9 protein-coding genes and 1 pseudogene are annotated in these 12,779 nt (G+C 72.2%); 7 read left to right on the top strand and 3 right to left on the bottom strand.

What is annotated here, in order from left to right:
- Nucleotides 1–68 precede the first annotated feature (68 nt).
- The 3 genes from QE401_RS16550 to QE401_RS16540 all read left to right on the top strand — a co-directional run bounded on the left by QE401_RS16550 (nt 69) and on the right by QE401_RS16540 (nt 3,347).
- Nucleotides 69–866, top strand: coding sequence for a glycosyltransferase family 2 protein (locus tag QE401_RS16550; RefSeq protein ID WP_307139243.1), 798 nt, complete (start codon nt 69–71; stop codon nt 864–866).
- Nucleotides 863–1,612 (top strand): TVP38/TMEM64 family protein, encoded by a 750-nt coding sequence (locus QE401_RS16545; protein WP_307139242.1) that lies wholly within the window; start codon nt 863–865, stop codon nt 1,610–1,612. The genes QE401_RS16550 and QE401_RS16545 overlap by 4 nt, the downstream gene beginning before the upstream one ends.
- 109 nt (nt 1,613–1,721) lie before the next feature.
- On the top strand, nt 1,722–3,347 hold the full coding sequence (locus QE401_RS16540) for a polysaccharide pyruvyl transferase family protein (protein WP_307139241.1): 1,626 nt from the start codon (nt 1,722–1,724) through the stop codon (nt 3,345–3,347).
- 89 nt (nt 3,348–3,436) lie between these two features.
- On the opposite strand, the pseudogene uvrB reads toward QE401_RS16540, so the two are convergent.
- Nucleotides 3,437–5,691: pseudogene (gene uvrB, locus QE401_RS16535) on the bottom strand (excinuclease ABC subunit UvrB).
- A 319-nt stretch (nt 5,692–6,010) separates the two neighbouring features.
- Between uvrB and QE401_RS16530 the strand changes: the two are divergent.
- Nucleotides 6,011–6,325, top strand: coding sequence for a hypothetical protein (locus tag QE401_RS16530; protein ID WP_307139240.1), 315 nt, complete (start codon nt 6,011–6,013; stop codon nt 6,323–6,325).
- Nucleotides 6,326–6,348: 23 nt separating this feature from the next.
- Here QE401_RS16530 and QE401_RS16525 read toward each other — a convergent pair whose 3' ends face one another.
- Nucleotides 6,349–6,873 (bottom strand): histidine phosphatase family protein, encoded by a 525-nt coding sequence (locus tag QE401_RS16525; protein ID WP_307139239.1) that lies wholly within the window; start codon nt 6,871–6,873, stop codon nt 6,349–6,351.
- A complete protein-coding gene (locus QE401_RS16520) occupies nt 6,873–7,685 on the bottom strand; it encodes an IclR family transcriptional regulator (RefSeq protein ID WP_307139238.1) in 813 nt (270 codons plus the stop codon). Before QE401_RS16520 ends, QE401_RS16525 begins: the two co-directional genes overlap by 1 nt.
- A gap of 154 nt (nt 7,686–7,839) precedes the next feature.
- Between QE401_RS16520 and QE401_RS16515 the strand changes: the two genes are divergently transcribed.
- Genes QE401_RS16515 through QE401_RS16505 form a run of 3 tightly spaced genes read left to right on the top strand, consistent with a single transcriptional unit; the run spans nt 7,840 to nt 12,775 of the window.
- A complete protein-coding gene (locus QE401_RS16515) occupies nt 7,840–9,936 on the top strand; it encodes a 3-hydroxyacyl-CoA dehydrogenase NAD-binding domain-containing protein (RefSeq protein ID WP_307139237.1) in 2,097 nt (698 codons plus the stop codon).
- 2 nt (nt 9,937–9,938) lie between these two features.
- Complete coding sequence (locus tag QE401_RS16510) at nt 9,939–11,600, top strand: AMP-binding protein (protein ID WP_307139236.1); 1,662 nt, start codon at nt 9,939–9,941, stop codon at nt 11,598–11,600.
- Nucleotides 11,597–12,775 (top strand): acetyl-CoA C-acyltransferase, encoded by a 1,179-nt coding sequence (locus tag QE401_RS16505; protein ID WP_307139235.1) that lies wholly within the window; start codon nt 11,597–11,599, stop codon nt 12,773–12,775. The genes QE401_RS16510 and QE401_RS16505 overlap by 4 nt, the downstream gene beginning before the upstream one ends.
- The last annotated feature ends 4 nt before the right edge of the window (nt 12,776–12,779 follow it).

Below are 12,779 nucleotides of genomic sequence, written 5' to 3'. Positions count from 1 at the left end.
GGCGCCGCCTGCTACCCCGCGCGACCATGCCGGATCAACCGCGTTCCGCCGCAGCCGAGAGTCCCGGCATGTCCGCCAGCCCCGACACCCTGCCCGCCCCGCCAGCCGCCGCGCTGCCGCCGCCCCCGCTGCTCTCGGTGGTCGTGCCGGTGCGCAACGAGGCGCCGAACATCGCGCCCCTGGTGGCCGAGATCGGCGCCGCGCTGGCCGCCATCCCGCATGAGATCGTCTATGTCGATGACGGCTCGACGGATGCGACGGCCGAGGCGCTGCAGGGGCTGATGGCCAGCGTGCCGGGCTTGCGCGTGCTGCGCCATCCGCGTTCCTGCGGCCAGTCGGCCGCCATCGTCTCCGGCGTGCGCGCCGCGCGCGGCGCCTGGATCGCGACGCTGGATGGCGACGGGCAGAACGACCCGGCCGACATCCCCGCCCTCTGGGCCTTCGCCGAGGGCGAGGTCTCCGGCCCGATGGATGGCGCGGCGCTGCCGCCGCTGCTGGTCGCGGGCTGGCGCGTCAACCGCAAGGATACCCAGGTCAAGCGCCTCTCCTCGCGCTGGGCCAACCGGATCCGCGCGAAGCTGCTGGGCGACGCCACGCCCGACACCGGCTGCGGGCTGAAGCTGTTCCCGCGCGCTTTGTTCCTCAGCCTGCCGGCCTTCGACCACATGCACCGCTTCCTGCCGGCGCTGGTGCTGCGCCAGGGCGGGCGGGTTGTGTCGCAGCCGGTGAACCACCGGCCGCGGCTGCGCGGCGCCTCCAATTACGGCACGCTGGACCGGCTGGCGGTCGGCATCACCGACATTCTCGGCGTGATGTGGCTGCAGCGCCGCTGGAAGCGCCCCGAAGCGGCCGAGGTCGCCCGGTGAACCCCACCCTGCCGCAGGCGCCGGCCGGGGCGGCAGGCGAGGCGCCCCCCGCGCCGCCCGCCCGCTCCCCCTGGGGCAGCCTGGGGCGGATGCTGCTGCTGGCGGCCGGGCTCGGCCTGGCCGGCTGGCTGCTGCGCAGCCTGGGCGCCGCCCCCGGCGGCAGCCAGGCCGAGGCATGGGTGCAGCGCTTCGGCATGGATGACAGCTTCCGCGGCGAGGCGATCTTCCTGGCCATCGGCACGCTGGCGGCCGCCGTCGGCGTGCCGCGCCAGGCGGTGGCCTTCCTCGGCGGCTATGTGTTCGGGCCGGTGCTGGGCGTGGCGCTGTCGATGCTGGCGCAGCTCGCCTCCTGCGCCGCCGCCTATGGCTGGGCCCGCATGGTCGGGCGCGGCTGGGCGGAGCGGCGGCTGGCCGGGCGCTTCGGCCGCCGGCTGCGGCCGCTGCGCGACAGCCTGGCGGCCAGCCCCTTCGGCGCCACCCTGGCGCTGCGCCTGCTGCCGATCGGCAACAATCTGGCGCTGAACCTGCTGGCGGGCCTGGCCGGCATCCCGGCCCTGGCCTTCCTCTCCGGCTCGGCCATCGGCTACCTGCCGCAGACGGCGATCTTCGCCCTGGCCGGTGCCGGCATCGCGGTCGACCGTTCCTCGCAGCTGCTGCTGGCGGCGCTGCTGTTTGTCGGCTCGGCGCTGATCGGGCTGTGGCTGCTGCGCCGGCACCGCGCCGGCCAGGCGATGGACGAAGGCTGAGCCATTCGTGTCCGCGCGCCCGGCGGCGCGCCGGGCGGCAAGCCTATCCCCCGCGTCATGCGGGCTTTATACTGGGCAGCCTCGCCAGACAGCACCGCCCGGAGTTCGCATGCCCGCCATCAAGGTCACCTATCTCACGCTGCCGGACAAGGTCGGCGAGAATCTGGCCAATGTCGGCGACCGGGTGATCTATCGCGGCGTGCGCAACATCCTGCGCGCCGCCATCGGCCCGCATGAGGAGGTGGTGCGCTATTTGTCGGATGACGAGCCGCTGCCGGCCGACACCGACATCGCCGTCATCTGCGGCACGCCGCAGATCGCCCATACGGGGGAGATCAGCCAGAGCATCCGCCGCATCGCCGCCGTGGCGGAGAGCGCGGTGCCGGTGAAGCTCAATCTCGGCGCCGGCGCCTTCTATTTCGACGCCTTCGAGGCGGATCGCGCGGCGGCCGACGCCGCCTTCGCCGGGCGCGTCGCCTCCGGCCCCTCGGCCGCCTATTACCGCCGCTATGCCGGCTTCGACCTGCTGACCTGCCGCGACCGCGGCGGTGCGGCGGTGATGCAGGGCCTCGGCATCGCGCATGAGGCGCTGCCCTGCCCGGGCTTCTTCTCGGCGCTGTTCGAGCCGCGGCCGATGTTCCGCCGGCCGCAGCAGCTGGTCTCGGTGCTGAACGGCACGGCCAGCTTCTGGAACCGGGTGGATGCCGATGTGCACGGCTTCTACCGCCGCATGTGGCAGGCCGATCCCAGCCGCATCTTCGTCGCGCATGACGAGCAGGATGTGCAGATGCTCGACGAGCTCGGCATCCCGCATGTCGTCTTCGACGATGCCGATCCCTTCATCCGCTACCTCTCCACCGCCGACAGCCTGGTGACGCTGCGCGTCCATGGCGCGCTGCCGGCCTGGACGCTGGGCCTTGACGTGACGCTGCTCGGCCTCGACCGCCGCGCCCTGCTGGGCCAGGATTTCGGCGCCAATTTCCGCGTCGTGCCGCTGCGGCATGAGAGCGATTTCCGCACCGTGCTGGAGAACCCCTCGGGCAAAGCGGCGGCGAGCGAGGCGGAGCGGCGCGATTTCTTCGGCCGCTACCTGCCGCGCTATGTCGAGCTGATCCGCGGCGCGGTGGAGCGCAAGCTGGGGCGGCTCGCGCCGCTCGGCGTGCCGCTGCACGGGCGTGGCGAGCCGGAGCTGGCGGAGCCCAAGCTCGGCGCGCCGAGCGGCCGCTATTTCCGCAACCTCTTCGTCAGCGAGGCGCGCGACTTCACCCTCGACCCCTCGCTGCTGCGCTCCAAGCACCCGATGCAGCCGGTGGGGGAGACGCTGCGCCTCTCCCTGGCCGAGGCGCCGGCGACGCTGCTCTTCGGCCCCTATGTGCGCATCCCCGCCGGGCGCTGGACGCTGCGCGCCGAGCTGCTGGTGGAAGCGCTGCCGCCCGCCCCGGTGCAGGACCCGAATTCCATCGTGCCGGTGCCGCCGCGCGCCGAGGCGCTGGTGCTGAAGGTGATGAAGGGCGTGCCGGGCCAGGAGCTGGGCCGCGCCGCCCTGCCGGTGGCCGAGCTGCAGCCGGGCAGCCGCCACAGCATCGAGCTGCAATTCGACAATCCGCGCGACACGGGCGAGCTGGAGACGGTGATGATGCTGCGCGGCGGGCCGCTGGCCGGCGCCGTGCTGCGCCTGGCGCCGCTGCGCCTGACCCGCGCCGAGACCGAGGCGCCGGCCCGGCTGACCGCCTGAGCCTTCCGCGGGCCGAAAGCCGAAAGGGCCGGGGGCGAACCCCCGGCCCTTTTTTCATGGGCTGATCCCCTGGCCCCGGGCGCGCGCCCTCAGGGCCCGGCGCGGCGGCGGCCGCCGCGCTTCTTCTCCGGGTCGTAGCCGCCGCCGCCGGGGCCGAGCGGCTTCGGCTTCCACTCGCCCTTGGCGCGGCCGCCGCGCTTCGGCGCCGCCTCCTGCATCGAGCGCCCGGCGAGGTTGGGCTGCAGGCCGGAGCCGCCCTCGGCGCCGCCCGGCGCGGCCAGGCCCAGCTCCAGATTCTCCAGCCGCTTGATCTCGTCGCGCAGCCGCGCCGCGGTCTCGAACTCCAGATCGGCGGCGGCGGCGCGCATCTTGCGCTCCAGCTCGGCGATGCTGGCGCGCAGATCCTTGCCGACGAATTCGGCCGGCCCCTCCTCCTCGGCGGCGGTGGGGGCGATGGTGACATAGTCCTGCTCATAGACGCTCTGCAGCACGTCGCTGATCTGCCGGCGGATGGTCTGCGGCGTGATGCCGTGCTCGGCATTGTAGGCCTGCTGCTTGGCGCGGCGGCGGTCGGTCTCCTCCAGCGCGCGCTTCAGGCTGTCGGTCATGCGGTCGGCCAGCGCGCATAGAGCACGACGCGGCCCTCGGCATTGCGCGCGGCGCGGCCGATGGTCTGGATCAGCGAGGTGGTGGAGCGGAGGAAACCCTCCTTGTCGGCGTCCAGGATGGCGACGAGGGCGCATTCCGGGATGTCGAGCCCCTCGCGCAGCAGGTTGATGCCGACCAGCACGTCGAACACGCCCTTGCGCAGGTCGCGGATGATCTCGATGCGCTCCAGCGTGTCGACATCCGAATGCAGGTAGCGGACACGGATGCCCGCCTCGGTCATGTATTCGGTGAGGTCCTCGGCCATGCGCTTGGTCAGCGTCGTGACCAGCACGCGGCCGCCCTTCTCCATCACCGCGCGGCATTCGGCCAGCAGATCGTCCACCTGGCCCTCGACCGGGCGGATCTCGCAGACCGGGTCGATCAGCCCGGTGGGGCGGATCACCTGCTCGGCGAAGACGCCGCCGGTGCGCTCCATCTCCCAGGCCCCGGGCGTCGCGCTGACGAACAGCGTGTCGGGGCGGAACCCGTCCCATTCCTCGAATTTCAGCGGCCGGTTGTCCATGCAGGAGGGCAGGCGGAAGCCGAACTCCGACAGGATGGTCTTGCGCGCATAGTCGCCGCGATACATGCCGCCGATCTGCGGCACGGTGACATGGCTCTCATCGACGATCAGCAGCGCGTTCTCGGGCAGGTATTCGAACAGGGTCGGCGGCGGCTGGCCGGGGCCGCGGCCGGAGAGATAGCGCGAATAGTTCTCGATGCCTTTGCAGGAGCCGGTGGTCTCCATCATCTCCAGGTCGAAGGTGGTGCGCTGCTCCAGCCGCTGGGCTTCCAGCAGCTTGCCCTCGGCGTTCAGCTCCTCCAGCCTTTGCTTCAGCTCGACGCGGATGTCGCGGATCGCCTGCAGCAGGGTCGGGCGCGGCGTGACATAGTGGCTGTTGGCGTAGATGGCGACGCTTTCCATCTCGCCGGCGATCTCGCCGGTCAGCGGGTCGAACTCCCGCAAGCCGTCGATCTCGTCGCCGAAGAGCGAGATGCGCCAGGCGCGGTCCTCGAGATGCGAGGGCCAGACATCCACCGTCTCGCCGCGCACCCGGAAGGTGCCGCGCTGGAAGGCGGCGTCGTTGCGGCGATATTGCTGCTCGACCAGCGCCTTCAGCAGCAGGTCGCGCGCCATGCGGCCACCGAGCTGCAGCTTGATGACCATGTTGGAATAGAGCTCGACCGAGCCGATGCCGTAGATGCAGGAGACGGAGGCGACGATGATGACGTCGTTGCGCTCGAGCAGCGCCTGCGTCGCCGAGTGGCGCATGCGGTCGATCTGCTCGTTGATCTGCGCGTCCTTCTCGATATAGGTGTCGGAGCGCGGGACATAGGCTTCCGGCTGGTAGTAGTCGTAGTAGCTGACGAAATACTCCACCGCGTTCTCGGGGAAGAAGGACTTCATCTCCCCGTAGAGCTGCGCCGCCAGCGTCTTGTTGGGCGCCAGGATCAGGGTCGGCCGCTGCACATGCTCGATCACCTTGGCCATGGTGAAGGTCTTGCCCGAGCCGGTGACGCCGAGCAGCACCTGGTCACGCTCGCCCTGCACCAGCCCGTCGGTCAGCTGGCCGATGGCGGCGGGCTGGTCGCCGGCCGGCTCATAGGGCGAGACCACCTGCAGCCGCCGCGTCGCCGGCGGGGCGGGGCGCTTCGGCGGCACGAAGGGGCTGGCGGCGGGGATGATGTGGTTCATGCGCGGGGAACCCCCAAGGCAGCGGAAAAGCTTCGGCAGAGAGGCACCGGCGGCGAGGCTGCGGCAAAAGCCGGTGCGCGGCGGCGTCGATCCGGAGTGAACGCGGTGTGGCGGATGTGGGATGCCCGGGCCCGACTCGCCAGGGGGGTGGCGCCGGGCCGTGAACATCTCCGGAACAATGCTGCCCCGCGCCCCGGTTTGGGGCAAGATCGTTGACTTATTCGTGAAGTGTTTACCGCCTTTAAGAGTTATTTACGATTGTGCCCCATGCTGCCGCGTATCCCCCCGGACGCGTTGGTCCTGCGAGAAGGAGCACAGAATGTGCGAACCTGCCCTGGTGGCCCGGCTCAGCGAAGCCGAGATCGCCGCCCTGACCACCGGTCTGCGTGCCATGGACGGCGCGTGGTCGGTCTTTCCCCATGTCGATGCCGAGGGCGCGGTGACGCTGCTGCTCACCCCCGCCGCCTGGGAGGGCACCGATGCCGCCCTGCTGGTGCAGCGGGAAGCGGCCGGCATCACCGTGCTGCTGAGCGAGGGGGATGACATCACCCGGCTCGGCTGCGTGGCCGAGCCCGAGGCGGCGCTGGCCCTGCTGGCCCGCGCCACCGGGCGGCACCGGCAGCACGCCGCCTGACGCCGCCCGCCTGAGGGGGCGCGTCAGCGCAGGGTGATGCTGCCCAGCGCCGGGGCGGGGCCGAGCAGATCCGGGGGCCGGCCCGCCAGCAGATCGGCCAGCAGCTTCAGCGGCCCGCCATGGCCGATGACCAGGGCGCGGGGCGGCAGCGCGGCGGCGAAATCCCGCACCCGCGCGATCAGCGCCGCGCCGCTCTCGCCGCCCGGCGGGGCGAAGCCCAGAGGGTCGGCGGCCCATGCATCCAGCGCCGCACGCGGGATGTCGTCCCAGGGCCTGCCCTCCCAGGCGCCGAAATCCAGCTCCAGCAGGCGGTCGTCGAAGCCGATGGGGCGGCCCTGCGCCAGCGCCTCCGCCAGCACATGGCAGCGGCGGGCGGGGCTGCTGAACAGCGGCGCATCGGCGAAGCCGGCCAGCGCCGCCCGCAGCGCCGGCAGATCGGCCGGGCCGGGCTCAAGGTCCAGCCTTCCATAGCAGAGGCCCGGCGCCACCCGGGCCGGGGCATGGCGCAGCAGCGCGTAGCGCGGCAGGCCTGGGCGCGGGGCCGTCATCAGCCGGGCAGCGCCGCGGCCAGGTCCATGCAGTGGGAGAGCTTGCGCACCAGCCCCTGCAGCCGCGGCCGCGCCTCCTGCAGCAGATATTCTGGGCTGACCAGGAAGGAGGGGGCGCCGCAATTGACCACCATGGGCGGCAGCCCGCCGCCCGGGTCGAAGCCGAGCGCGATGGCGTTCACATCCTCCTGCCAATCGCCGAAGGAGCAGCAGCAGCCATATTCGGCCTGCTCGGCCAGGGCGCGCTCCAGCGTGGCGCGCAGCCGGGCCTGGGCCTCGGGCGCCGCGCCGCGCAGCAGCGCCTCCCGCTGGGCGGGCGGGCAGGCGGCCAGCCAAGCGCGGCCCATGGCGCTGGTGGCCAGCGAGATGCGCGAGCCGGCCTCCAGATTCACCGCCACCGCCGCATCGCCGCGCGCCAGCTCCAGATAGATCATGCGCATCCGGTCGCGCGCGCCGAGTGCGACGATGCTGCGCGTCTCGGTGGCCAGGGCCTGCAGCAGCGGCCGCGCCAGGCGGCGGATATCGAGCCCGGTCAGCATGGCGCTGCCCAGCGACAGCACCGCCATGCCGAGCCGGTAGCGCCCCAGCTCCGGCACGTAATGCAGATAGCCCAGCTCGGTCAGCGTGTGGGTCAGGCGGGAGACGGTGGATTTCGGCAGGCCGGTGCGGCTGGCGATGTCCTGGTTGCCCAGCAGCGCCTCGCCGCGGCGGAAGCAGCCCAGCACCTCCAGCCCGCGCGCCAGGGCGGTGACGAAATGGCGGTCGGCGCCGGGCGTGTCGGTCTCGGGCGGGGTGGCGCGGCGGCGGGGCATGGCGGTGTCCTCGGGGTCGGCGGCGGCCCCGCTTGACGGGCGGCGCCGTTTGCGCGACCCAATAGCACAAAGCTGCGGAATACAATTCCGCATTGCAGAATTAATGCCGCCAGACGGTGCCCGCGGGCGCCGGCCGCAAGGGAAGGGGAACGCCATGGCCGAAGCCGTGTCCTATCGCGTCGAGGACGGCGTCGCCGTCGCCACCATCGACAACCCGCCGGTCAATGCGCTGTCCGCGCCGGTGCGCGCCGGGGTGATGGAGGCGGTGCGCCGCGCCGCCGAGGACCCGGCGGTGGCGGGCCTGGTGGTGCTGGGCGCCGGCCGCGCCTTCATCGCCGGTGCCGACATCACCGAATTCGGCAAGCCGCCCATCCCGCCGGCGCTGGGCGAGGTGGTGGCGGCGCTGGAGGCCAGCCCGAAGCCGTCGGTCGCCGCCATCCAGGGCGTCGCCTTCGGCGGCGGGCTGGAGCTGGCGCTGGGCTGCGACGCCCGGCTGGTCGGGCCGAAGGCGCAGCTCGGCCTGCCGGAGGTGAAGCTCGGCCTGCTGCCGGGCGCCGGCGGCACGCAGCGCACGCCGCGGCTGATCGGCGCCGCCGCCGCCCTGCCGATGATCGCCTCCGGCGACCCGGTGCCGGCCGAGAAGGCCGTGGCGCTGGGCCTGGCCGACGCGCTGGTCGAGGGCGACCTGCTGGCGGCGGCCAAGGCGAAGGTGAAGGCGCTGGCCGCCGCGCCGCTCAAGCCACGGCTGAACACCCGCACCGACCGGCTCGACGCCGCCGGCGCGCGCGAGGAATTCGAGCAGGCGGCGACGGCGCTGGCCAAGCGCGCCAGGGAGGAGCCGCAGGTCGCGGCGATCGTCCAGTCGGTGCGCAACGCCTTCGAGCTGAAGCTGGAGCAGGGCCTGGCGAAGGAGCGCGAATTCTTCGTGGCGCTGCGCGACGATCCGCGCAGCAAGGCGCTGCGCCATGTCTTCTTCGCCGAGCGTGAGGCGGCGCGCATCCCCGGCCTGCCGCGCGAGGTGAAGCCGCGCCCGGTCAGCCGCGCCGCCGTGCTGGGCGGCGGCACCATGGGCACCGGCATCGCCATGAGCTTCGCCAATGCCGGCATCCCCGTGCGCCTGATCGAGACCGATGCGGCGGCGCTGGAGCGCGCGCTGAAGCGGGTGGCGGACACCTATGCCGTCTCGGTCAAGCGCGGCAGCCTGGCCGAGGAGGCGCGCGCCAAGCGCCTCTCCCTGATCGAGGGCGCCGTCGGGCTGGAGAACGCGGCCGGCACCGACCTGGTGGTCGAAGCCGTCTTCGAAGAACTGGAACTGAAGAAGGAAATCTTCGCGAAGCTGGGGCAGATCACCGCGCCGGGCACGGTGCTGGCCAGCAACACCTCCTATCTCGACATCAACGCCATGGGCGCGGCGAGCGGCCGGCCCGGCGATGTGCTGGGCATGCATTTCTTCAGCCCGGCCAATGTGATGAAGCTGCTGGAGGTGGTGCGGGCCGAGGCGACGGCGCCGGACGCGCTGGCCACCGCCATGGAGGTGGGCCGCAAGCTGGCCAAGGTGCCGGTCGTGGTCGGCGTCTGCCACGGCTTCGTCGGCAACCGCATGCTGGCGCAGCGCACCCGCCAGGTGGAGGCGCTGCTGCAGGAAGGGGCCACGCCCGCGCAGCTCGACAAGGCGCTGACCGATTTCGGCTTCCGGATGGGGCCCTGCGCCATGTCGGACCTCGCCGGCCTGGATATCGGCTGGCGCATCCGCAAGGCGACCGGCGCCAAATCGCCGGTGGCCGATGCGCTGTGCGAGGCCGGGCGCCTCGGCCAGAAGACCGGCAAGGGCTACTACGCCTACCCCGAGGGCGCCCGCGCCGGCGTCGAGGACCCCGAGGCGCAGGCCATCATCGAGGGCATCTCGGAAAGGCTCGGCATCACCCGCCGCGCCATCGGCCAGGATGAGATCACCGAGCGGCTGATCTTCCCGATGATCAACGAGGGCGCGCGCATCCTGGAGGAAGGCATCGCCGCGCGGCCGGGCGACATCGATATCGTCTGGCTCTATGGCTACAACTGGCCTGCCTGGCGCGGCGGCCCGATGCACCATGCCGATGCGGTGGGCCTGGCCCATGTCGCGCAGCGCCTGGCGCATTACGCCGAGGCGACCGGCGATGCCTCGCTGCGCCCGGCGCCGCTGCTGGCGCGTCTCGTCGAATCCGGCCAGGGCTTCGCCACGCTGAAGACCGAGCCGGCCAAGGCCGCCTGAGCATGGCGCGCCCGCATCCCTGGGAGGATTCCTACCCCGCGCAATGCCGCTGGGATGCGCCGATCGCGACGGGCACGCTGACCGCGCTGCTGCAGGATGCGGCGGCGCGCGGCGGCGATCGCCCGGCCCTGGTCTATCGCGACCGCGCCATCTCCTTCACCCTGCTGCGGGAGATGGCGGAGCGTGTCGCCGCCGGGCTGCTGGCCGACGGCCTGCAGCCGGGCGAGGCGGTGGCGCTCTACCTGCCGAACACGCCCTGGCACCCGGCCTGTTTCTTCGGCGTGCTGCTGGCGGGCGGGCGTGTCGTGCATCTCTCGCCGCTGGATGCGCCGCGCGAGCTGCTGCACAAGATCGCTGACAGTGGCGCGCGCTGCCTGATCACCACCGATTTCCCGACGCTGCTGCCGAATGCCGCGCGGCTGCTGAAGGAGGGCGGGCTGCGCCGCGCCTATCTGGCGGGCGACGCCGCCTGGGGCGGCCCGGCCGGCGATGCGCCGCCGGATTTCACGCCGCTGATGCTGGATGCGGCGCCGCCCGCCGCCTGGCCGGAATTGTCGCCGGACGACATCGCTTTGCTGCAATACACCGGCGGCACCACCGGCAAGCCCAAGGGCGCGATGCTGACGCATCGCAATTTGACCGCCGCCGTCTCCATCTACCGCGCCTGGCGCGACGAGGAGACGCTGCCGCCGGGCGAGCACCGCGTGCTGGGCGTGCTGCCGCTGTTCCATATCTACATGCTCTCGGCGGTGTTCCTGCGGCACCTGGCCGATGGCAACACGCTCTACCTCTATCCGCGCTTCGAGGTGGCGCAGGCGGTGGACGAGATCGAGCGGCACCGCATCACCAACTTCCCCGGCGTGCCCACCATGTGGATCGCGCTGCTGAACCTGCCGGGCGTCGAGGCGCGCGACCTCTCCTCGCTGAAGCAGTGTTCCTCGGGCGGCGCGCCGATGCCCTTCGAGGTGCAGCAGAAGCTGGAGGCGCTGATCGGCTGCCGCATCGGCGGCGGCTGGGGCATGACGGAGACGGCGCCGGCCGGCGCGCGGCTGACCGCGCATGGCCCGCGCCGCCCCGGGCTGATCGGACTGCCGCTGCCCGGCGTCGAGATGCGCGTGGTGGCGCTGGACGATCCCGGCCGCGTGCTGCCGCCGGGCGAGCATGGCGAGATCGCCGTGCGCGGGCCGAATGTCTTCCAGGGCTACTGGAAGCAGGAGGCCGAAACTGCCGCCGCCTTCCGCGATGGCTGGTTCCTGACCGGCGATCTCGGCTGGATGGATGAGGGTGGCTATTTCACCCTGGTCGACCGGCGGAAGAACATGATCATCTCCTCCGGCTTCAACGTCTATCCGGCGGCGATCGAGCAGGCGATCTACGAGCATCCGGATGTCGAGGAATGCCTCGTCATCGGCGTGCCCGATGCCTATCGCGGCCAGGCGGCCAAGGCCTTCGTCAAGCTGCGCGACCAGGCCCAGGTGCTGACGCTGGACGCGCTGCGCAGCTTCCTGGCCGACCGCATCGGCCGCCACGAAATGCCGGCGGCGCTGGAACTGCGCGCCGCCCTGCCACGCTCCGCCGCCGGCAAGCTGCTCGCCGCGCGGCTGCGCGACGAGGAAGAAGAACAGGCGGCCCGCTCCGCCAGCACCGAGGGAACGCCCGCATGAGGGAAGCCGTCATCGTCTCCACCGCCCGTACGCCGATCGGCCGGGCCGCGCGGGGCAGCCTGAACATCACCCATGGCGCGGAGATGGCGGCGCACGCCATCACCCACGCCCTCTCCCGCGCCGGGGTGGAGGGGCGCGAGGTCGAGGAAGTGACCATGGGCGTCGGCTACCCCGAGGGCGCCACGGGCGGCAACATCGCCCGCGCCGGGCTGCTGCGCGCCGGCCTGCCGGTGGAGGTGGCGGCCATGGTGGTCAGCCGCTTCTGCGCCTCGGGGCTCGATGCCATCGCCAGCGCGGCGCGCCGCGTGATGGTGGATGGCGTGGATGTCGCCGTGGCCGGCGGGCTGGAATCGATCAGCCTGACGGTGCCGAAGGTGGACCGCGCCGCCTCGCGCAACCCTTGGCTCGCCGAGCATCGCCCGCATCTCTATGACAGCATGATCGAGACCGCCGATCTGGTGGCCGAGCGCTACAAGATCTCGCGCGAGGCGCAGGACGAGTTCGCGCTGCTCAGCCAGCAGCGCACCGCCGCCGCGCAGCAGGCCGGGCTGTTCGACAATGAGATCGCGCCGATGGAGGTGACCTACGCCGTCACCGACAAGGCGACCGGCGAGGTCACCAAACAGAAGAAGATCTTTGACCGCGACGAGGGCAACCGCCCCGACACCACGCTGGAGGGCCTGGCGAAGCTGAAGCCCGTCCACGAGGGAAAATTCATCACCGCCGGCAATGCCAGCCAGCTCTCCGACGGCGCCAGCGCCTGCGTGGTGATGTCGGCCGAGGAAGCGGCGCGGCGCGGCCTCAAGCCGCTCGGCATCTTCCGCGGCTTCGCCAGCGCCGCCTGCGAGCCGGAGGAGATGGGCATCGGCCCGGTCTTCGCCGTGCCGCGCCTGCTCAAGCGCCAGGGCCTGACGGTCGCCGACATCGATCTGTGGGAGCTGAACGAGGCCTTCGCCTCGCAGTCGATCTATTGCCGCGACCAGCTCGGTATCCCGCAGGAGAAGCTGAACGTCAATGGCGGCGCCATCTCCATCGGCCATCCCTTCGGCATGAGCGGCGCGCGGCTGGTCGGCCACGCGCTGCTGGAGGGCAAGCGGCGTGGCGCCAAGCGCGCCATCGTCACCATGTGCGTCGCCACCGGCATGGGCGCCGCCGGGCTGTTCGAGATCGTCTGAGGAG

Source organism: Pseudoroseomonas cervicalis (genome assembly GCF_030818485.1).
GTDB lineage: Bacteria > Pseudomonadota > Alphaproteobacteria > Acetobacterales > Acetobacteraceae > Pseudoroseomonas > Pseudoroseomonas cervicalis_A.
The sequence above is the reverse complement of the archived record's forward strand: the minus strand, read 5'-3'. Positions and strand labels throughout refer to the sequence as shown.

Coding starts and splice junctions, on each gene's coding strand:
- QE401_RS16550 (WP_307139243.1), top strand. CDS start 69: ATGTCCGCCAGCCCCGACACCCTGCCCGCCCCGCCAGCCGCCGCGCTG.
- QE401_RS16540 (WP_307139241.1), top strand. CDS start 1,722: ATGCCCGCCATCAAGGTCACCTATCTCACGCTGCCGGACAAGGTCGGC.
- QE401_RS16530 (WP_307139240.1), top strand. CDS start 6,011: ATGTGCGAACCTGCCCTGGTGGCCCGGCTCAGCGAAGCCGAGATCGCC.
- QE401_RS16525 (WP_307139239.1), bottom strand. CDS start 6,873: ATGACGGCCCCGCGCCCAGGCCTGCCGCGCTACGCGCTGCTGCGCCAT.
- QE401_RS16520 (WP_307139238.1), bottom strand. CDS start 7,685: ATGCCCCGCCGCCGCGCCACCCCGCCCGAGACCGACACGCCCGGCGCC.
- QE401_RS16515 (WP_307139237.1), top strand. CDS start 7,840: ATGGCCGAAGCCGTGTCCTATCGCGTCGAGGACGGCGTCGCCGTCGCC.
- QE401_RS16510 (WP_307139236.1), top strand. CDS start 9,939: ATGGCGCGCCCGCATCCCTGGGAGGATTCCTACCCCGCGCAATGCCGC.
- QE401_RS16505 (WP_307139235.1), top strand. CDS start 11,597: ATGAGGGAAGCCGTCATCGTCTCCACCGCCCGTACGCCGATCGGCCGG.